17 protein-coding genes are annotated in these 18747 nt (G+C 62.9%); 14 read left to right on the top strand and 3 right to left on the bottom strand.

Features of this window, described 5'->3' with window-relative positions; translation table 11 throughout:
• The first annotated feature begins 26 nt into the window (after nucleotides 1-26).
• The 5 genes from HMPREF2604_RS05010 to ald all read left to right on the top strand — a co-directional run bounded on the left by HMPREF2604_RS05010 (nucleotide 27) and on the right by ald (nucleotide 4786).
• The gene (locus HMPREF2604_RS05010) at nucleotides 27-617 is read left to right on the top strand and encodes a single-stranded DNA-binding protein (protein ID WP_070563723.1); all 591 of its coding nucleotides are present in this window, start codon (nucleotides 27-29) and stop codon (nucleotides 615-617) included.
• Between the two features lie 80 nt (nucleotides 618-697).
• A complete protein-coding gene (gene ettA / locus HMPREF2604_RS05005; RefSeq protein ID WP_070563720.1) occupies nucleotides 698-2368 on the top strand; it encodes an energy-dependent translational throttle protein EttA in 1671 nt (556 codons plus the stop codon).
• Between the two features lie 48 nt (nucleotides 2369-2416).
• Nucleotides 2417-2875 carry an acyl-CoA thioesterase gene (locus HMPREF2604_RS05000; protein ID WP_070531521.1) on the top strand — a complete coding sequence of 153 codons (459 nt, stop codon included), beginning with the start codon at nucleotides 2417-2419 and terminating at the stop codon, nucleotides 2873-2875.
• Between the two features lie 15 nt (nucleotides 2876-2890).
• Nucleotides 2891-3550, top strand: coding sequence for a DUF8185 domain-containing protein (locus HMPREF2604_RS04995; RefSeq protein WP_070563717.1), 660 nt, complete (start codon nucleotides 2891-2893; stop codon nucleotides 3548-3550).
• 153 nt (nucleotides 3551-3703) lie between these two features.
• Nucleotides 3704-4786 (top strand): alanine dehydrogenase, encoded by a 1083-nt coding sequence (gene ald, locus HMPREF2604_RS04990; RefSeq protein ID WP_070563714.1) that lies wholly within the window; start codon nucleotides 3704-3706, stop codon nucleotides 4784-4786.
• Here ald and HMPREF2604_RS04985 read toward each other — a convergent pair.
• Both HMPREF2604_RS04985 and HMPREF2604_RS04980 read right to left on the bottom strand, forming a co-directional pair.
• Entirely contained in the window at nucleotides 4783-5172 is a 390-nt protein-coding gene (locus tag HMPREF2604_RS04985; protein ID WP_083299178.1) for a globin, read from the bottom strand. The two genes, ald and HMPREF2604_RS04985, sit on opposite strands and share 4 nt — an antisense overlap.
• Nucleotides 5173-5174: 2 nt before the next feature.
• On the bottom strand, nucleotides 5175-6176 hold the full coding sequence (locus HMPREF2604_RS04980) for a mechanosensitive ion channel family protein (RefSeq protein ID WP_070563711.1): 1002 nt from the start codon (nucleotides 6174-6176) through the stop codon (nucleotides 5175-5177).
• 115 nt (nucleotides 6177-6291) lie between these two features.
• On the opposite strand from HMPREF2604_RS04980, the gene HMPREF2604_RS04975 reads away from it, so the two are divergent.
• Both HMPREF2604_RS04975 and HMPREF2604_RS04970 read left to right on the top strand, forming a co-directional pair.
• Entirely contained in the window at nucleotides 6292-7452 is a 1161-nt protein-coding gene (locus HMPREF2604_RS04975) for a cystathionine gamma-synthase (protein WP_070563708.1), read from the top strand.
• 227 nt (nucleotides 7453-7679) lie between these two features.
• Nucleotides 7680-8693: a hypothetical protein gene (locus HMPREF2604_RS04970; RefSeq protein ID WP_168162988.1), complete on the top strand. Its 1014-nt coding sequence runs from the start codon at nucleotides 7680-7682 to the stop codon at nucleotides 8691-8693.
• 38 nt (nucleotides 8694-8731) lie between these two features.
• Here the strand turns inward: HMPREF2604_RS04970 and HMPREF2604_RS04965 are convergent, their stop codons facing one another.
• The gene (locus HMPREF2604_RS04965) at nucleotides 8732-10612 is read right to left on the bottom strand and encodes an FAD/NAD(P)-binding protein (protein ID WP_070563702.1); all 1881 of its coding nucleotides are present in this window, start codon (nucleotides 10610-10612) and stop codon (nucleotides 8732-8734) included.
• A gap of 119 nt (nucleotides 10613-10731) precedes the next feature.
• Between HMPREF2604_RS04965 and HMPREF2604_RS04960 the strand changes: the two genes are divergently transcribed.
• From HMPREF2604_RS04960 to HMPREF2604_RS04930, 7 genes are read left to right on the top strand one after another with little or no spacing between them, the layout of a single operon-like run.
• Entirely contained in the window at nucleotides 10732-12372 is a 1641-nt protein-coding gene (locus tag HMPREF2604_RS04960) for a TIGR04028 family ABC transporter substrate-binding protein (protein ID WP_083299177.1), read from the top strand.
• The gene (locus tag HMPREF2604_RS04955; protein ID WP_070522266.1) at nucleotides 12373-13383 is read left to right on the top strand and encodes an ABC transporter permease; all 1011 of its coding nucleotides are present in this window, start codon (nucleotides 12373-12375) and stop codon (nucleotides 13381-13383) included.
• Nucleotides 13380-14234, top strand: a complete 855-nt coding sequence (locus tag HMPREF2604_RS04950) for an ABC transporter permease (protein ID WP_070563697.1) — start codon at nucleotides 13380-13382, stop codon at nucleotides 14232-14234. The genes HMPREF2604_RS04955 and HMPREF2604_RS04950 overlap by 4 nt, the downstream gene beginning before the upstream one ends.
• A 1-nt stretch (nucleotide 14235) precedes the next feature.
• Nucleotides 14236-15903, top strand: a complete 1668-nt coding sequence (locus HMPREF2604_RS04945) for a dipeptide ABC transporter ATP-binding protein (RefSeq protein WP_070563694.1) — start codon at nucleotides 14236-14238, stop codon at nucleotides 15901-15903.
• Between the two features lie 30 nt (nucleotides 15904-15933).
• Nucleotides 15934-17121 (top strand): alkylhydroperoxidase domain protein, encoded by a 1188-nt coding sequence (locus tag HMPREF2604_RS04940; protein ID WP_070563691.1) that lies wholly within the window; start codon nucleotides 15934-15936, stop codon nucleotides 17119-17121.
• A gap of 18 nt (nucleotides 17122-17139) precedes the next feature.
• The gene (locus HMPREF2604_RS04935) at nucleotides 17140-17814 is read left to right on the top strand and encodes an SDR family oxidoreductase (protein WP_070563688.1); all 675 of its coding nucleotides are present in this window, start codon (nucleotides 17140-17142) and stop codon (nucleotides 17812-17814) included.
• Between the two features lie 56 nt (nucleotides 17815-17870).
• The gene (locus HMPREF2604_RS04930; RefSeq protein WP_070563685.1) at nucleotides 17871-18617 is read left to right on the top strand and encodes a GntR family transcriptional regulator; all 747 of its coding nucleotides are present in this window, start codon (nucleotides 17871-17873) and stop codon (nucleotides 18615-18617) included.
• Nucleotides 18618-18747 lie beyond the last annotated feature (130 nt).

Genomic DNA, 18747 nt, shown 5'->3' with positions numbered 1-18747 from the left:
GCCACAAACAGCAAAGGAATCACGCAATGTCTCAATACCCAATCTCACTCACGGGGCGCCTGACTCACGACCCCCACCTGACCAAAATCAGCGAAACCATGTACAAGGCCCGCCTCCGCTTTGCTTCCTCGCGCAGCGTTCCGGAGAAGGATGAGGAGGGCAAGACGGTGTGGCGGGAGTTGGACCTTAACTATATCGACGGTGAGGTGTGGGGCCAGTGCGCCATCAACGTTAAGAAGTCCCTGTTTAAGGGTATGCCGGTCTTTGTTATGGGCTCCATTGTCACGGACCGGTGGGAGGATAAGAACGGGGCAAAGCGCTCTAGGACCTATATCAAGATCGCCCACGTGGGCCTTGACCTCAACCGCTTCTGCATTACCTCCACCAAGATTGGTACCTCCTATGGTGAGGAGGGCAGCGAAGCCCTCTGGCTGGGGGAGAATCCGCCAGTACCGGATGTGGATTACACGGCACCGCCGAGTACTGCGGAGGATGAGGCATTGCCGGCTGCTCTGCAGTCGGGAGATACCCCGCAGGATACTGCGGCGGATCGTCAGCAAGCGCAGAGTGCGACCGAACCTCACCGAGAACCGGCGCCAGAAGAAGCTATGGCCTAAGGACGGGGGACTACCACCGCCCATGTGATGTACTCTTTGTACTGTTATTGACCAATCCTGACAGAAGTAAAGGGTGAAACATGGGCGAATTCATCTACACGATGAAAAACGTGCGTAAGGCCATCGGTGACAAGGTTATTTTGGACAATGTCACTATGGCTTTCTACCCGGGCGCCAAGATTGGCGTCGTGGGCCCCAACGGTGCAGGTAAGTCCTCGATCCTGAAAATTATGGCCGGCCTCGATCAGCCTTCCAACGGCGAGGCTTTCATTGACCCGGGCAAGACGGTCGGCATCCTCCTCCAGGAGCCGCCGCTCAACGAGGAGAAGACGGTCCGCGAGAACGTCGAAGAAGGCCTCGGGGAGATTTTCCAGAAGAAGCAGCGCTTCGAGGAGATCGCGGAAGAGATGGCCACCAACTACTCCGACGAGCTCATGGAAGAAATGGGCAAGCTGCAGGAGGAGCTCGACCACGCGGATGCGTGGGAGGTTGACTCCAAGATCGAGCAGGCCATGGAGGCACTGCGCTGCCCGCCGTCTGATGACCCGGTGACTAACCTGTCCGGTGGTGAGCGCCGCCGCGTCGCGCTGGCCAAGCTGCTGCTGAGTGAGCCGGACCTCCTGCTGCTCGACGAGCCTACTAACCACCTCGACGCCGAATCCGTCCAGTGGCTGGAGAAGCATCTCGAGTCCTACCCGGGCGCCGTCCTGGCCGTGACCCACGACCGCTACTTCCTCGACCACGTTGCGGGCTGGATCTGTGAGGTTGATCGCGGCAAGCTCTACCCCTACGAGGGCAACTACTCCACTTACCTGGAGAAGAAGGCAGAGCGCCTCGAAGTTGCTGGTGCTAAGGACAAGAAGCTGCAGAAGCGCCTCAAGGAAGAACTCGCGTGGGTTCGCTCCGGTGCGAAGGCGCGCCAGGCCAAGAACAAGGCCCGTCTCCAGCGCTACGAGGAGATGGCTGCAGAAGCCGAGCAGTACAAGAAGCTCGACTTCGAGGAGATTCAGATTCCGACCCCGCCGCGCCTGGGTAACAAGGTTGTGGAGGTCAAGAACCTGACCAAGGGCTTCGATGGTCGCGTCCTTATTAAGGACCTGTCCTTCACCCTGCCGCGCAACGGCATCGTCGGTGTTATCGGCCCGAACGGTGTGGGTAAGTCCACCCTGTTCAAGACCATCGTGGGCCTGGAAGAGCCGGATTCCGGTTCTGTCACCGTCGGCGAGACCGTCAAGCTTTCCTACGTTGACCAGGGACGCGAAAACATCGACCCAGAGGCCACCGTGTGGGAGGTCGTCTCCGATGGGCTGGACTACATCCACGTTGGCCAGAACGAGATGCCGTCCCGCGCCTACCTCTCCGCATTCGGTTTTAAGGGCCCGGACCAGCAGAAGCCGTCTAAGGTTCTTTCCGGCGGTGAGCGCAACCGCCTGAACCTGGCCCTGACCCTCAAAGAGGGCGGCAACTTGATCCTCCTCGATGAGCCGACCAACGACTTGGACGTGGAAACCCTGGGCTCCCTGGAAAACGCGCTGGAAAAGTTCCCCGGCTGTGCCGTGGTTATTTCCCACGATCGCTGGTTCCTCGACCGCACCTGTACCCACATCCTGGCCTGGGAAGGCAACGTCGCGGAAGGCCAGTGGTTCTGGTTCGAGGGTAACTTCGGCGATTACGAGAAGAACAAGGTCGAGCGCCTCGGTGAGGACGCCGCCCGTCCGTCTCGCGTTACCCACCGCAAGCTCAGCCGCTAGGGCCGCTCAGCCCTAACACTCAAAGGAAATCTTCGGAAGGATTCTGGAATGCCCGCTCAGAATGTTGTGTCGGAGGAGACTAAGGACAACGTCCACGAGCTCACCGTGGGAGTGCGTTGGTCGGACTTCGACATGTACGGCCACATGATGAACGCCAACTTTATCGAGCTGGCACAGGAGGCGCGCTTGGCCTTTGCCATGCACCACTTCTATTCACGTGGCCTAAACATGGTGGCTTTTGTTCGCCACATCGACGCGGACTATGTTCGCCCCATCAAGTGGGATGGACGGCACGGCACGGTGACAGTGGAGACCACGGTGGTGCGCCTTGGAACTACGTCGTTTACCACTCGCCAGAAAATCAAGGACGCGCAGGGCCAGGTGGCCTGCGTCATCGACTGTGTGCAGGTCACCATTGATCCAGATACCCAGATGCCGCGAGAGGTTTCTGAGCAGGAGCGCACCATCATCCTGGAAAATGCTGTCGTCGAGTTGGACGAGCAGTAGGCGGCCAGCGCAATTATGGAGAGTGAATCCCTGACATTGCACAACGGCGGGGTGGGGCTGCAGGCCCTCCTCGCTCGTGCGACGGGGCTGGATGCCTCAGCGACGGTGCGCTTGCGTCAATACGACGCCACCCACGTTGAGGTTTTTGTCACGACCCCCTTCGATGTCGTCGTAGCGCGGCGCTGCGAGGGCGTCGTTGGCCGCGATGGGGCAGTGGTGTCGGCGCAGGCGCTTCTCGACGCCCTCCGCACCACCCCCGAACACCTTCTTGAAGAGGACGGGGCGGGGGTGCTTGACCTAGGCCCCGCGCGCGACCCCTCATGGCCGGGGGCCTTGCCGCCGGCAACGGGGTTTCGAGAGATTGATTCATTGCCTGTCGACGTCGTCCGTGACTTAGCGGATAAAGGCCGGCAGCTAGCTCGGCAATTCTCTGGTCCGATGGGACCTCCGAAAAGCCTGTTGAATCAAACCGTGCTCACCGTGGAGAGCGCGGAGACCCAAGTAGAGATTCCTATGCGGATGATCTTCGCCTGCACGAGTTTGGGCCTCATCCCGGGCTTTGCTGCGTCACTCAATATCCCCCGCCACCTGCGCGTGGCGGGCAAGGGGCGGTGGGTGCGCCTCGACGCGCCCTATGGCAGTGTTTATCACTCCACGCGGCTGTCTTTGTTCTAAAACGTCTCCAGCCTCGCCGCCGCAGAGTCCGCGGCGGGGCGCGGCACCGCGGAAGGAAAACTGTGTGGTTTCTACGCCCGCAACGCAGCGTGATTTGCGTTACCATTAAGGGGTCGAATTCAGTTTCTTTAATAAAAGGAGATGACTCGCACGATGCGTATTGCGGCACCCAAAGAAATCATGAACAACGAGAACCGCGTCGCTCTTACCCCGAGCGCTGCGCACGCACTCATCAAAGATGGCCATGAGGTTCTAGTGGAAACTGGGGCCGGAGAAGGCGCTTCTTTTCCGGACTCCGAGTACCAAGCCGTGGGCGCGACGATCGTCGCCACCGCCAAGGAGGCCTGGGCGGCGGACATGGTGGTCAAAGTCAAAGAACCGCTCGAGGCCGAGTATGGCTACCTGCGCGAGGATCTGCTGCTCTTCACTTATCTCCACCTGGCGGCGGACCGTCCGCTGACGGACGCCCTGGTTGAGGCCGGAACCACCGCCGTGGCCTATGAGACGGTTACCGATGCCCGCGGCACTCTGCCGCTTTTGACACCGATGTCCCAGGTGGCCGGGCGCCTCGCCGTCATTGAGGGAACTCACCATCTGTTGTCCACGCAGGGTGGGCGTGGCTTGTTGGTCTCCGGCGTGCCGGGCACCCAACCGGCGCGAGTGGTGGTCATCGGCGGTGGCCAGGTTGGCGCGTCCGCGGTGGCTATGGCGCACGGCCTGCGCGCGGAAGTCACGGTGCTCGACCTCGACCCACACGTCCTGCAGCGCTTCGATGAGCAGTACCAGGGCGGCGTGCGCACCCTGGTGTCGGACCCTGCCACGCTGGAAGCGGAGCTTCTCGCCGCCGACCTCGTCATCGGCGCCGTCCTCGTACCCGGTGCTGCCGCCCCGAAGTTGGTTCGGGAGGATGTGGTTAAGCGCATGAAGAAGGGCGCCGTGCTTGTCGACGTTGCCATTGACCAAGGCGGCTGCTTCGAGAACTCCCACAAGACCTCGCACGATGAGCCCACCTTCAAGGTGCACGACACCCTCTTCTACTGTGTTGCCAACATGCCGGGCGCGGTGGCGAACACCTCCGCACGCGCACTCGGCTCGGCCACCTTGCCGTACATGCGCGCCCTGGCTGCCGGAGGCTTCGACGGTGCAGTCGAGCGCTTCCCGGGCTTGGCCAATGGTCTGATGACCCGCGGGGGAGAGCTGGTGTCCCAGCCCGTGAAGGAGGCCTTCGGGCTTTAGGGTGCGCGGTTGATGAGCATCGCCGCTACTCGCTCCATGTGGTCCCAAATCATCGCGCGATAGGCCGGCGGGATGGTGTCTTCGTCGATCTGCGCCAACGAGTTGCCCATGAGCTCGAGCCAGCGATCATGGGCAGCTATGTCGATGGAGTAGGGCGCGTGGCGCATGCGCAGGCGCGGGTGACCGCGATTCTCTGAGAAGAGCTGGGGTCCGCCCCAGTACTGCACGAGGAACCAGGTCAGACGTTTTTCCGCGCCCTCCCAATCCTGCTGCGGGTACATCGGCCCGATGAGATCATCGTCGCGCACCTGTGCATAGAAACCACCGACGAGTTTCTCAAAAGTCTCCATTCCACCGACGGCTTCGTACACGCTCGTTGGTTGCACGCCTAATCTTCCTTTCGCGTCAGGCTGGGTTCTTCCAAATCAAAGATAGCCATCCCTCGCGGGTAGGGCGTGGTAATTCCTTCCGTATGCATGGCGGTGAGGATTTTCGCCTGCATCGCGCGCTGCACATCCCATTGTTTGCCCGGTAGCGTCTTGACGGAAACGCGGTAGGACATGTGGTCAACTTCCAAACCGGACATGCCATTGACCGTAGGTTTGGCCAGGATGAAGCCCTTGATTTCGGGGTCGCGGGCGGCGTTCTCTGCTGCGGAGGTGATGACATCGACTGCGCGGGTGGGGTCGTTGCTCAGTGCGATGGGGACTTGCACGCGGGCGACGGAGTAGCGGTCGGAATGGTTGGCCACCTGCAAGATTTCGCCGTTACGGACGTACCATAGCGCGCCATCGATATCGCGGACCGTGGTAATACGTAGGGAAATGGACTCCACGTCGCCGAAGACCCCGTTTCCGAGGTCGATGGTGTCACCGATGCCGTACTGGTCTTCCATGAGCATGAAGATGCCGGACAGGAAGTCCTTGACCAGCGCTTGGGCGCCGAAACCAAGGGCGACACCAACCACGCCGGCTGAGGCTACGAGCGGGGCGACGTTGACTCCGAGCTTGTCCAAGATAGCGAGCGCTGCCCAGCCCCAGACGAATATGGCAACCGCGGAGCGTCCAACGCCGGCGAGGGTCTGGATGCGGGAGGTGCGCCGAGCCTCCTGTGTTTGCTCGAGGACTTTGTCGGTTGTTCGGTGCGCTTTGCGCGGGGAGAGCGGCGAGCTGAGCTTGCCCTTCTTGATGCTGTTATCAGCCAGCTTGGTGATGAGTCGGCGCAGCAGCCAGCTGCCGATGATGGCGACGATGAGGATGAGCGCGATGCCGATGGGTTTGTCGATGAGCCAGGACTGCATGTTTTCTGTTTGCCACCAGCGGGTGACTGCGTCGACAGCCCCGTCGGTTGGCTCGGAGGAAGCGCTTAGGTATGCGGTTGGTCTGGTCACGTGTGTCCTTTCTGCTATCGCTCACAACTGACGCTTACCGATGGTAGGGAAGAGAGCTGAATATAAAAAGCTTGTCTTTCCCGCGACTGAACAGCTTGGTCTAGAATTGTGCCTCATGACTGACAACCGCACCCTTGGCTTTTCCTCTCGTTCAATCCATGCCGGTTACCAGCCGGATCCCTACATGGGATCCATCAACGTACCGATCTACGCCTCCACGACCTACCAACAGGACGGCCTCGCGCAGTTGCGCGGCGGCTATGAGTACGGGCGAGTGGCTAACCCCACCGTTCATTCTCTGGAGAAGACCCTCGCGGCGCTGGAGAATGCCGAGTATGCGCGCTGTTTCGCCACGGGCATGGCGGCCGTCGATACCCTCATTCGGATTCTTGTTCGTCCAGGTGACCACGTCATCCTCGGCAACGATGCCTATGGCGGCATGTATCGCCTCCTGCACCATGATTACGGCGAGTGGGGTATCGAGCTGTCCATCGTCAACACCGCCGATGCCGCGGCGGTTAAAGGGGCGTTCAAGGAAAACACCAAGCTGATCTGGTTGGAAACCCCGACCAATCCGGCGACGACGATCACGGATATCGCCGCAGTCTCTGAGGTTGTTAAGGCGGCTGGCGACGCCCAAGTCGTCGTCGACAACACCTTTGCCACGCCCTACCTGCAGAACCCTTTGGAGTTGGGTGCGGACCACGTCCTGCACTCCACCACGAAGTACCTGGGCGGCCACTCGGATGTGCTGGGTGGAGCGGTCGTGACCAACTCCGCGGAGATGGATGAGCGCCTGCTCTATTTCCAGGGCAACGTCGGCGCGGTGTCCTCACCTTTCGACGCCTACCTCACCGCCCGCGGCATCAAAACCCTTGAAGTGCGGATGGACCGCCACTGTTCCAATGCGCAGGCCGTGGCCGAGTTTCTGGAATCCCGCCCGGAGGTCAAGCAGGTTCTCTACCCGGGCCTGCCCTCGCATCCGGGCCACGAGCTGGCTAAGAAGCAGATGCGTGGCTTCGGCGGGATGATGTCCGTGCGCTTCCACAGCGAGGAGCACGCCCGCCAGATTTGTCTCAACACCAAGCTCATCTCGCTGGCCGAATCCCTCGGCGGCGTGGAGTCCCTCATCGAGCACCCGCAGAACATGACGCACATTTCCGCCGAGGGCTCCGAGCTGGTTCCGCCGGCGGACCTGGTGCGCATCTCGGTGGGCATCGAGTCCATCGATGACCTGCTCGCGGACCTGGAGCAGGCCCTCGACGCCTTACACTAGTAATCGGAGAATCTACCTGTAGGAGAGGCATGACACGAACCACACAACAATTGGGGTCCTTCAGCGATGAGGTGGACGCAGCACGAGAGTTCTGGGCCTCATACTTCGACGAGATTCCAGTTCCATTTGCGAACGGTTCCGATGAACCTACCGAGGAGTTCATTCAATTCCTCCAAGGAACCCACCCCAGGTACCCGCAGGCCACCGTTGCGTCGCAAGGTGAAAACGTGGAAGCATTCCTGAAATCTTGCATGCACGAGCAGGACTTTGCCACTTTTACTAAGTGGAATGCAGATGCCCTCAATGGCGACAGCCTTAACCTCGAAAGCCCAACGTTTAAGGAGTATCTCTGCGGCGCAGTTTTCGCTCCTTCTGATGCCTTTAAGAAGCGCATTAGTGCTGAATTTAAGGATGAGCGCATCGAGGAGAGTGCCGAGGCAATCAAGGAGGCATTTAGCGCGGAGGCTGCGGAGAGTGCCGCGAGCCTTACGCGAACCGTTCCGGAATCCTTGTCGGTCAAGCTAGATAGCGGCATCGAGCACATTCGCATCCTGTGGCTGCTGAAGAATCCGGCATATGGCGGAAATGACGTCATCAGACTGTCTCGAGACGGTATGGAAGGCGTAGCAAATACAAAAGATGGGGGAGAGGCCTTTACTCCCTTCATCAGGGATCAAGGCAACGTCGCGGCGCTGTTCTCGAATGACGTCGACAACGCTCGCTTGCCCTGGGACATTGCAGATGACAAAGGCTGGTATTTCGATCGCGCACGCTTTTACCTCTTCGATGACTGTGAAGAAAAAGAGCCTGTTTCGTGGAATGAGGTCATTCCGCAGCGCCCGGAGTCGGGTGAGCGAGCAGGTGACATCGTGCGCATGGAGATGTTCCCCTACAGGACCAAAGCGTCTGGTGACATCCCCAAGGTCATCGAAAGCAACAACAAGAAGGGACTTGTTCTACCGTCTCAGGAGCGCGTGTTCAGATGCCTCATCGCCTTCCTCAAAGAGGCTAAGCACGGCTACATTATTTGCGCCCGTGACCCGCAGCTATGGCGAGATGTTATCGGTGCTTTTATCGACGCGACCCCTTCTCTCGAAGTTGAAAAGGACGCAATCCTTGCGGCGTTTACGGGTCACGTATGGGAGTTCAAGGGACAGAACGCGCACCTCAATGTGAAGAATCTCGTTCCACCACTAGATAGCCGCGTCGCGGCGCTGCAACAGGTCTTCGCACGCAAATAGCACGTGACCCCGAGGAATGAGTCGGGGCCACGCGGCGGCTAGAGCGTGCCGAGCAGGGAGCCGGCCGTGCGGTCGGTCTCCTGCAGCATGAGTGGGTCCGTGCCGGGCATGGGGGAGATGGTGGTGTCCGGCCACTGCGAATAGGTGGGGATGCCCACGATGTGCAGGCGCGGGTCTTCGGTGCCACCGGGGTTGACCACGCGGCGGTTCCATGTCGTCTCCGGCGAGCCGGTGGACTGACCATGGTCGACGAACGCTCGCACCCGCCCATTGAGGGACACCGCGAGAGGATCACCGGCGCGGCGGACATCGGGGGAGTGCATCCAGGCGTCGATAAGCCAGGCGGAGGAAGCCTCGTTGTGCACGGTGCGCAGCGTGAACTTCTCTCTGATCTCCAGCTGGGGGCGCTGCCCCAGGAAGGTGACGAGGCCGGCGTCGACAAGCGCGAGCAGCTGGCGGGTGCGGAAGAGCGGCGGACCCGACCCCACCATCTGCCCGAAGGCCATGAACTCCTTGAAGGTGCTGGTGCGCGACTCCCACGTCATCCGGCCTTCCGAGCCGGCAATCGACGAGGGCTTGCGCGCGGCCGAGATAGCCCACAGCGCGGACTTCAGCGGGGAATCGGCGGCGGCGACGGCCTCGATGATGTCGCGTGCTAGGCCTTCGGCAATGTACTCGGTGACCTCACCACCGGTGAAATCATCGAGCGGGTTCGCCCAGTGCGCAAGATCTAACGGCTGGGCGGAGGAACCCTCGAGGGCTACGGTGAGCTGGTCCGCCATGCCTGTCAGGTCGTCGGCATCCACCGCGGTGGCGTCGATGGTGGCGATGATATCCGCGAGGGGGCGCTGCGGGGCATCGGGTGCGACCCGCGCCTGGTTCTCGTAGTACTCGGCGTAGGCATCGCGCAGAATGTGCGGCAGTAGTTGCGTGCCGAAGTTCAGCTCAGCCTCCGGATCCAGGGCGGCCACCGCGGCGCGGAAGCGGGTCAGGGCGGCCTTCGGCGGCAGCGCGTGGTATTCCGACTTCGGGATATAAGGGTAGCCGCGGCCGGAGGAGACGATGAAGTGCGGCTCCTCACCGCTGGGCTCGTAGCGCAGCCCGGAGCGCGTGGAGGGATCCTCCACAAACTCACCACCGCGGTCGATGGTGAGCAGCGCCATGATGTCGAAAAAGCCCATACCCAGGCCGCGGACCAGGACCTTCTCGCCCGCGGGGACCGCAGACACCGGCTGTTCGACGGGGTTGTCTGGCCGCACCCAATGCAGGTCCGAGTGTGCAGCCTCCGCCAGGGGGCGTTCGGACTCGCTCAGCGCGGGCACCTGCCAGCCGTAGGCCAGGACGGTGGCGTCGGCGGTGACGGTGGAGGCGTCGGAAAGTGCTATGACATCGTGGTCCTCAGCGGCTCCGATGGACAGCGCGCGGGCGCGGTGCTGGACGACGTCCACGCTCTCCGGCAGCTGCGCCAGCGCAACCTCAAAGACCCACTCCAGGTAGGCGCCGTAAAGCGCGCGGGAGGGGTTGGACTCCGGGCGGGTGTGCGCGAGCTCTTCGGCAAAGGAAGCAGCGAGCTCCTCGCGCGGCGGGTGGGAATCATAAAGCTCCAGCTTGGCAGGCGCGATGTCGGGGCGCTCGCCGCGCAGGAGCTGGATCCACTCGTAGAGGATGGGGCCCTCGAGGACCGGCGCGGTGGTGGTGGAGCTGGGCTCGGTGAACAGAGTGACCGCGCCGGCCAGCGTGTTCATGCACAACGTGCGGGTCTGCTCCGTATCCCAAATGCGGCCAGCGCCCAGCGGGGCATCATCGATGATGTGGAGGCGCAGGGGTGACTCAAGGGGGGTCGCGCGCAGGTGGGCCGCGAGGCGCTCGACCAGCGAGATGCCGCGTGGGCCGGCCCCGACGATGGCGATGGAGGGCATAAAAATCAACCTCAAACTTTTAGACTGTTCTGTCTAGTGGAATAATACCGGTCAGTATACGTTGTGTTAAATCCGTAGACACAATTCAAACCGACTATCTACTCTCTGAAAGCAATACCGTGAAAACCCTACGCGCACTCGCCGCCACCCTGGCAGCAGCCCTCGCCTTAGCCGGCTGCTCCGCCGTGGAACGGCCGGACGGGGAGGACAACGTCCTCACCTACCTAGAGCCGCAGTTCTTCCGCACGCTCTACCCGCCGGCCGCCGGCTTTTATCCCAACGGCGGCGTGGTCAACCAGCTGACCGATCGTCTCCTGTACCAAGACCCCGAGACCCTCGAACTTTCGCCGTGGATTGCCACGGAGATGCCCAAAGTCAACGCCGATGCTACGGAGTACACGTTTAATATCCGCACCGACGTCACCTACTCCGACGGTTCCCCGCTAACTGCCGAAAACGTCGTGGCCAACTTCGATCTCTTCGGCCGCGGCGATAAGTCCCGCACGCTGACCAGCTCAGAGCAGATCGCCAACTATGACCACGGCGAGGTCGTGGACGAGGACACCGTGAAGTTCTACTTCACCCAGCCTTCCCCGGGCTTCCTCCAGGCCACCTCTGCCTACAACGCCGGCCTGCTCTCCGATTCAACGCTGGCCTTGGACAACGAGGGCTTCGGTCCCGGCAACGCGGTCAACGTCATTGGCTCGGGCCCCTTCGTGGTGGAATCGGAAGAAATCGGCACCGACCTCAAGCTCAAGACCCGCGAGGACTACGACTGGGCCCCGCCGGCCGTGAAGCACCAAGGGCGCGCGGAGATCGACGGCGTCCACTACATCCTCGCCGCCGAAGAATCCGTGCGCACTGGCGCCATCCTCTCCGGCCAGGCCGATATCGCCCGCCAGATCTCCGCACCGCAGGAGTCACTGCTCAAGGACCGGGGTGTTGGCATCATCTCGCGCGGCACGAACTCCATGAACAACCAGTTCGCCTTCCGCTTCGACCACCCGTTGCTGCAGGACAAGCGCGTGCGCGAGGCCATCATCCACGGCGTGGACCGCGAGGAGATTCTCCGCGTTCTCTTCTCCGAGTCTTATCCACTGGCCACCTCGACGGTGGCCAAGACCGGCTTGGCCTACAAAGACCAGTCCGCTGCCTATGGCTTCGATCCCGAGGAATCCAAGCGGCTTCTCGACGAGGCCGGCTGGGAACCCGGGCCGGACGGCATCCGCGTCAAGGACGGCGAGCGCCTCGTCCTGCGCACCAATACCGCGTTGCCGCAGCCGCGTTCCAAGGAAGTCATGACCATGGTGCAGGACCAGCTGGGTGAGCTGGGCATCGGCATCCAGGTCAACGCCGGCGACCAGGCCACGCAGAACGCCGATGCCAAGGACGTCGGCAAGGTGCAGATCTACCACTCGATGGTGGGTCGCGCCGACTATGACGTCATCACCTCGCTCTACGGCATCAACAACCGCGACGCCTTCCTCAACCAGGACGCGGAGGGCACCCCAATCGACGCGCACCTGCAGGAGCTTCTCGACGCCGTCCTCGACACCCCCGACAAGGAAGGCCGCATCGAGGCCACGGAAGAAGTCCAGGACTACATCACCGAGCAGGCCTATGCGCTGCCGCTCTTTGAGGAACCTGTGGTCTACGCCGTCCGTCCAGGCATTTCGGGCTTTAGCCCGGAATCGGTGGCGCGCCCGTGGTTCTACGAGGTGTCCATCGACGCCGCGGCATCGGATGAGGAGGAGAAATAAATGACAACCCGCCAACTCTTCAGCCGCATTGGGCAGGCCCTCCTCGTGCTGCTCATTACCTACACCGTGGCCTTTGTGCTCCTGTCGGCGCTGCCATCGGATGCCGTCCAGTCGCGCTTCGGCGACCCTGCCCTGGGCCTGTCCCAGGCGGAGATTGAGGCTATTCGGGAGGAGATGGGCGTCGACAAGCCGCTCGTGGTGCAGTACTTCACCTCCCTGGGTGGCTTCCTCACCGGGCACTTCGGCAACTCCACGCAGTCGGGCGCTCCGGTAGCCACGCTGCTTGCCGACGCCCTTCCCCACACCCTCATCCTTGCCGCCAGTGCCATCGTTCTCGCACTCATCGTGGCCGTGCTCGTGGCCTTTGTGGCCACGCTGCCGGGGCTTGGCGCCATCGGTTCTTTCTTCCGGGGACTGCCTTCCTTCATGGTCTCGCTGCCCGGCTTCTGGATTGCCATCCTGCTCATCCAGTTCTTTTCCTTCCAGCTGGGCTGGGTGCGCGTCATTGAACCCGGCAGCGTGGAGGGCCTCATCCTGCCTACCGTGACGCTCTCGGTTCCTATGGCCGCGCCGCTCATCCAAGTGCTGATCCGCTCCATCGATGAGACGCAATCGCGGCCCTTCGTCCAGGCGGTGCGCGCACGCGGTGCCTCGGAGGCGTGGATCTTCTGGCGAACTGTCCTGCGCAATTCGCTGCTGCCCACCTTGACCATGGCGGGCCTGCTCTTCGGTGAGCTCGTCGGCGGTGCCGTGGTGACCGAGACCGTCTTTGGCCGCACCGGCTTGGGCTACATGGTGGCGCAGGCCGTGGCGAACCGCGATACCCCGGTGCTGCTGGCCGTGGTTCTCATCGCTGCGACCTCCTACATCATCATCAACCTCGTGGTGGACCTGCTCTACCCGGTGCTGGATCCGCGCCTGCGTGCCAGCGCCCCGGAGCGAGCTGCCCGCCGCAGCACAGATTCCGCCACCACCTCGGCCGCTACTTCGGAAAGGACGGTGCGCTCATGAGCATGACGCACACCAATCCGCTGCGTTCTTCACGAGCGCCGCGCCGCCACACCGCGAATCCCTGGCTCGCGCCGGGTTCCATCATCGCCATCGTGGTCCTCGTGATCGCTTTCCTGGCCGCGCTTTTCCCAAGTCTGTTCACCTCGGCCGACCCCTATGCTGGCACCGACGTAGCTCTGTTGGCGCCGGGGGAGTCCGGCCACCTCATGGGCACGGATGCGGTGGGGCGCGACCTCTATCCGCGCATCGTCTACGGTGCCCGCCAGTCGCTCCTCGGCGCGCTGATCGCCGTGGCCGTCGGCCTGGTCGTCGGCACGCTCATCGGTTTGCTCGCCGGCGCCCTGCGAGGAGCGGTGGATAGCGTGCTCATGCGCGTCGTCGACGTGCTGCTGTCCATCCCCGGCATCCTGTTATCGCTGTCGATCATCATCGTGCTGGGCTTCGGCTCCGTGCAGGCGGCGGTGGCCGTCGGCGCGACCTCGGTCGCGACCTTCGCGCGCCTAGCCCGCTCCCAGGTGATCACCGTGGCCAGCTCGGACTACATCGAGGCCGCATACGGCGCTGGCGCCACCCACGCCACCGTGCTCTTCCGCCACATCCTTCCCAATTCACTCACCCCCGTTATTGCCCTGGCCACCCTGCAATTCGGCACCGCGATCCTGCAGCTGTCCATCCTCGGCTTCCTGGGCTACGGCGCCCCGCCGCCGACCCCGGAATGGGGCCTCATTATCGCCGAGGGCCGTGACTTCATGGCCACCGCCTGGTGGCTCATCATCCTGCCCGGCATCGCGCTGGTCGCCGTGGTGATGTCCGCCAACCGCCTGTCCCAAAACTTCCCCGTGGAGGCCTAACATGTCTGGTATAAAAAATGCAGCGCAGCCCCTGCTGCGCGTGCGGGACCTCAACGTGTCCTATTCCACCGCAGGTGGTGACGTTTCCGCCGTACAAGGCGTCAACCTCGAGGTTCACCCGGGGCAGATGACCGCCATCGTGGGCGAGTCCGGCTCCGGCAAGACCACCTCCGCCATGGCAGCCATCGGCTTGCTGCCCTCGAATGCCACCATCGATGCCGGAACCATCACCTTCGATGGCCGCGATATCACCTCGCTGCGTCGCCGCGAGTGGCGTGAGCTGCGTGGGCGGCGCATCGGCCTCATCCCGCAGGACCCCAATAACTCCCTCAACCCAGTGCAGACCATCGGCGCCTCGGTGGAGGAGGGGCTGCGCATCCACAAGGTTGGTACTGCGGCCGAGCGCAAGGCCAAAGCACTGGAACTGCTGGAGCGCGTCGGCATCGATGATCCCCAGCGCCGCTATCACCAGTACCCGCACGAGCTGTCCGGCGGCATGAAGCAGCGCGTGCTCATCGCCGCCGCCGTAGCGCTGGAGCCCGACCTCATCATCGCCGATGAGCCCACCTCCGCGCTGGATGTCACCGTGCAGAAGATCATCCTCGATCTCCTCGATGACATGCGCGCGGAGCTCGGCATGGGCATCCTCTTCATTACCCACGACTTGGCGGTGGCCGGTGACCGCGCCGACCGCGTCGTGGTCATGGAATCCGGCCAGCTGCGCGAGGAGGGCCTGGCCGCCACGGTGCTGACGAACCCGCGCCACGACTACACCAAACGCCTGCTTGCCGACGCCCCCTCCCTCACCGTCGCCGACGCCGGCCGAGCAGCTACTTCGCGCAACGCCGTCGTCAAGACCGACACAACCACTGACCGCACCGCGGGCGAACCCTTAGTGCGGGTGGAAGGCCTGACCCAGCGTTTCGGTAATTTCACCGCCGTCGATGACATCTCCTTCACCGTGGCCAAGGGCTCGACCCACGCCATCGTGGGCGAGTCCGGCTCCGGCAAGACCACGACGGGGCGCAGCATCGCCATGTTCAACACCCCGACATCGGGCAACATCACCGTGGGCGGGCGCGACATCGTGGGTCTGCGCGGCAAGGCCTTGCGTGAAGAGCGTAACAACATCCAGCTGGTCTACCAGAACCCCTACGGTTCCTTGGACCCCAAGCAGACGATTGGCCAGACGGTAGCGGAGCCGCTGCGGAACTTGAAGGGGGTGCGTGCAAGCGCGGCCAAGGAAAAGGCCAAGGAGTTCTTGGACCTGGTGGCGCTGAACCCGGACTACTACGACCGCCGTCCGCGCGAGCTCTCCGGCGGCCAGCGCCAACGCGTGGCCATCGCGCGCGCCATGATCGTGGAACCGGAGCTGGTCATCCTCGACGAGGCAGTATCCGCCCTCGACGTCACCGTGCAGGCCCAGATTCTGCGACTGCTGGCCCGGCTGCAGGAGGAGCTCGGCCTGACCTACATTTTCATCTCGCACGACCTCGCGGTGGTCAACCAAATCTCCGATACCGTCTCGGTGCTCTCGAAGGGGCAGCAGGTGGAATCTGGTCCCACGGCCGAGGTCTTTAGCAACCCACAATCACCGTTTACCCAAAAACTCATCGAGGCCATCCCCGGCTCCCGCTACCGCGCCGGCGACCTCAACCTGGGTCTGTAGCCTGGGGCGAACACAAGAAAGGAATCATTCATGGCAGACATCATTAACCTGTTGGCGGGTGTTGAGGGGGACGTCGCCAAGCTGCGCGAGCGCCGGCCCGAGGCCAAGGAGAACGCGCAGGCCTCCTTTGCCGCGCTCCTTGAGCCTGCGGAGCCCGGTACGTTCAGCTATGCGGAGCGCTACGCTATCGCGACTTTTGTTGCGGGCATTTATCAGGCGGCTCCTGCCGTCGCCTTTTATTCTGACCTGCTGGCGGAGGAGTCGGAGGAGCTTGCCGTCGAAATATCCCGCGCGGTGGAGAGCGGCATCACCACCGGCCCGTATATTGATGGCGGCTTCACGCTTTTCGACGGCTCCCCGCGCCTTGCCGCCGCCCTCGACTTCGCCCACCTGCTGGTCTTCCACCCCAAGGATGCTTCTCCGGCTGCGATTGGTCACCTGCAGGCGGCCGGCTGGTCCGACGATGACATCGTGACGCTGGCGCAGCTGGTCAGCTTCCTGTCTTTTCAACTGCGCGTGGCGCACGGCCTCTCCGTGCTTGCCGGTACCGCGCAGCCCGCGCCCGTGACTGAGGCGCCGCGTCCCACCCAGACCCCGGAGTGGGTGCCGGGGGAGGGGACGCTGGTGCCGGACGTCGCCAAGCCGCAGGGCTTCGTGGCGCACTCGCTGGGCTGGAAGCCGTGGGTGCCGCCGCAGCCGAAGGAGGAGTTCACGGAGGTGCAGCGTGACGCGCTCATTAAGCCCGAGCGCATCGACATGGAGTATTTCCGCCTGCTGGCCCGCGACCCGGCCGCACTCAAGGCGCGCACGCTCACGGATCTGGACATCTTCTACAACACCGACGGCGGACTGGGTCGTGCTGAGCGTGAGCTGGCCGCTACGGTGGTCTCGCGCCTGAATGGCTGCGAGTACTGCGCGTCGGTGCACCAGCAGCGCGCGAAGGAAGAGGGCGGTGACGTCGCGGCGATTGACCGCCTGCTCGAGGAAGGCGTTTCCGCTGACCTGGGCTCGGCGCAGTGGTCCGTCATCCGTGACGCTGCCGTGGCCCTGACCGAGTCACCCTTTGCCTTCGACGCCTCCCACGTTGAACGCCTCGAGTCCGTGGGATTCGATACCCTAGCCATCATCGATGTCATCAACTCCACCGCGTTCTTCAACTGGGCTAACCGCCTGATGCTGACGCTGGGGGAGCCGGATGTGCCGAAGCGTTTCCGCTAACGAGAAGGAGGAACAACCATGGTGAAAACTGCCGTTGTAACTGGTGCGACGGGTGGAATGGGCGCGGAGATCATCAAGGACCTTGCCCGGGACCACCGCGTGTATGCCCTGGGGCGGCGCGCCGGGGAGCTGCCGGAGGCGGAGAACATCGTGCCGGTGGCAATCGATTTGCTGTCGCTTCTCGACGGCTCACCGCTTCCCACCGAACTGGCTTCGCTTGAGCGCGTGGACGTGCTTGTGCATGCGGCGGCCCGGGCGGATAAGCGCTCGGTGGAAAGCGCTCGGCCGGAGGATTGGCGCGCGCAGATGGACCTCAACGTTCACGTGCCAGCCGAGCTGACCCGCCTGCTTCTGCCCGCGCTGCGCGCGGAGGAGGGGCTTGCGGTGTTCATTAACTCCGGTGCCGGCATTCACTCCTATGGTGACAACGTCATTTACGCCGCCACGAAGCATGCTTTGTACGCGCTTGCCGACGGCCTCCGCCTCGGCGAACTCGGCATCCGCGTGTCCACCGTCGCGCCGGGCCCGACGGATACCCCGATGCTGCAGGGCCTGCAGGATTACAACCCAGAGCATGTCATCGCTCCTGTGGAGGTGGCGAAGGCCATCCGCGCCACCGTTGATGCTGGCCCGACGACGCAGCTTACGGAGATTCGCGTACGCCCGCGCATTGAGTTGAATCAGCGCAAGTAGGAGCCGCATTTTCTCTCAAGATGCGAAAAACGCAGCGCACGGTACAGTTATGAGGCGTGTCCACCTCTCAACGTCGCCGCCCCGCCTATTTGGTGATCGCGGATTCGCTGCGGAGCAAGATTGAATCCGGCGAACTGAAGCCGGGTGACCGCTTTCCCACCGAGCGGGAATTAGTCCAGGAATACAAGGTGGCGCGCATGACGGTGCGCCACGCGCTGGACATCGTCCAGATCGAAGGTCTCATTGACCGCAAGCGCGGGCGCACCGGTGGCACCTTCGTGCGTGCCACCCCGCCGACGCTGAGCCTGACGAGCGGGCGAAGTGCCCTCGACCAGCTGCGTGAACATGGCCTCGATGTTGAGGTGCGGGTGTTGTCGCTGACGCTGATTGAGGTGCCTGGGCATCTCGCTTCCTCCTTCGGGATTGAGGAAGGCGATTCTGTGTGGGAATGCCGCGCGGTGCAGTTGACCGAGGGCTCGCCCATCATGGCCTCCACCCTTTTTATCCCGCAGGCCTTGGCCTCGGACCTCACGGAAGAGGACGTTCAAAAGCCGCTGACCGAGCTGTTGACGGAGCTTGACCTGGTGCCCGTGTTTAAGCGGGACTCCCTCGTGGCCGCCACCGCGCGCACGGAGGAGCAGAAGGCCCTTGGAGTGGGTCGGAACCAACCCGTCTTGCGCATTACACGAACCGTTAAGGCGGAGGGCGGCGTCGTGGCTGCTCAGTTGGAAGAGACCCTGCGCCCTGATGCCGTCACGGTGGAGGTCGTCATCGGCGAGGACCCCACGCCGACCCTCGACTAGAAATCCCAGCCAGGACAGCGCCATGAGTTCGGCCTCGCTGGGAATGTGAGTTCGCGCTCCAGGAAACCCGCCAACCATCATCGGGTTGGCGGGTTTCGTTCTTTAAGGGCTTAACTCCCGGCGGGAAGCG

The organism is Corynebacterium sp. HMSC055A01, from assembly GCF_001809405.1.
Lineage (GTDB): Bacteria > Actinomycetota > Actinomycetes > Mycobacteriales > Mycobacteriaceae > Corynebacterium > Corynebacterium hesseae.
The sequence above is the reverse complement of the archived record's forward strand: the minus strand, read 5'-3'. Positions and strand labels throughout refer to the sequence as shown.

Excerpts from the sequence above, each read along its gene's own strand:
- HMPREF2604_RS05010 (WP_070563723.1), top strand. The coding sequence starts at position 27 with ATGTCTCAATACCCAATCTCACTCACGGGGCGCCTGACTCACGACCCC.
- ettA (WP_070563720.1), top strand. The coding sequence starts at position 698 with ATGGGCGAATTCATCTACACGATGAAAAACGTGCGTAAGGCCATCGGT.
- HMPREF2604_RS05000 (WP_070531521.1), top strand. The coding sequence starts at position 2,417 with ATGCCCGCTCAGAATGTTGTGTCGGAGGAGACTAAGGACAACGTCCAC.
- HMPREF2604_RS04995 (WP_070563717.1), top strand. The coding sequence starts at position 2,891 with ATGGAGAGTGAATCCCTGACATTGCACAACGGCGGGGTGGGGCTGCAG.
- ald (WP_070563714.1), top strand. The coding sequence starts at position 3,704 with ATGCGTATTGCGGCACCCAAAGAAATCATGAACAACGAGAACCGCGTC.
- HMPREF2604_RS04975 (WP_070563708.1), top strand. The coding sequence starts at position 6,292 with ATGACTGACAACCGCACCCTTGGCTTTTCCTCTCGTTCAATCCATGCC.
- HMPREF2604_RS04965 (WP_070563702.1), bottom strand. The coding sequence starts at position 10,612 with ATGCCCTCCATCGCCATCGTCGGGGCCGGCCCACGCGGCATCTCGCTG.
- HMPREF2604_RS04955 (WP_070522266.1), top strand. The coding sequence starts at position 12,373 with ATGACAACCCGCCAACTCTTCAGCCGCATTGGGCAGGCCCTCCTCGTG.
- HMPREF2604_RS04950 (WP_070563697.1), top strand. The coding sequence starts at position 13,380 with ATGAGCATGACGCACACCAATCCGCTGCGTTCTTCACGAGCGCCGCGC.
- HMPREF2604_RS04945 (WP_070563694.1), top strand. The coding sequence starts at position 14,236 with ATGTCTGGTATAAAAAATGCAGCGCAGCCCCTGCTGCGCGTGCGGGAC.
- HMPREF2604_RS04940 (WP_070563691.1), top strand. The coding sequence starts at position 15,934 with ATGGCAGACATCATTAACCTGTTGGCGGGTGTTGAGGGGGACGTCGCC.
- HMPREF2604_RS04935 (WP_070563688.1), top strand. The coding sequence starts at position 17,140 with ATGGTGAAAACTGCCGTTGTAACTGGTGCGACGGGTGGAATGGGCGCG.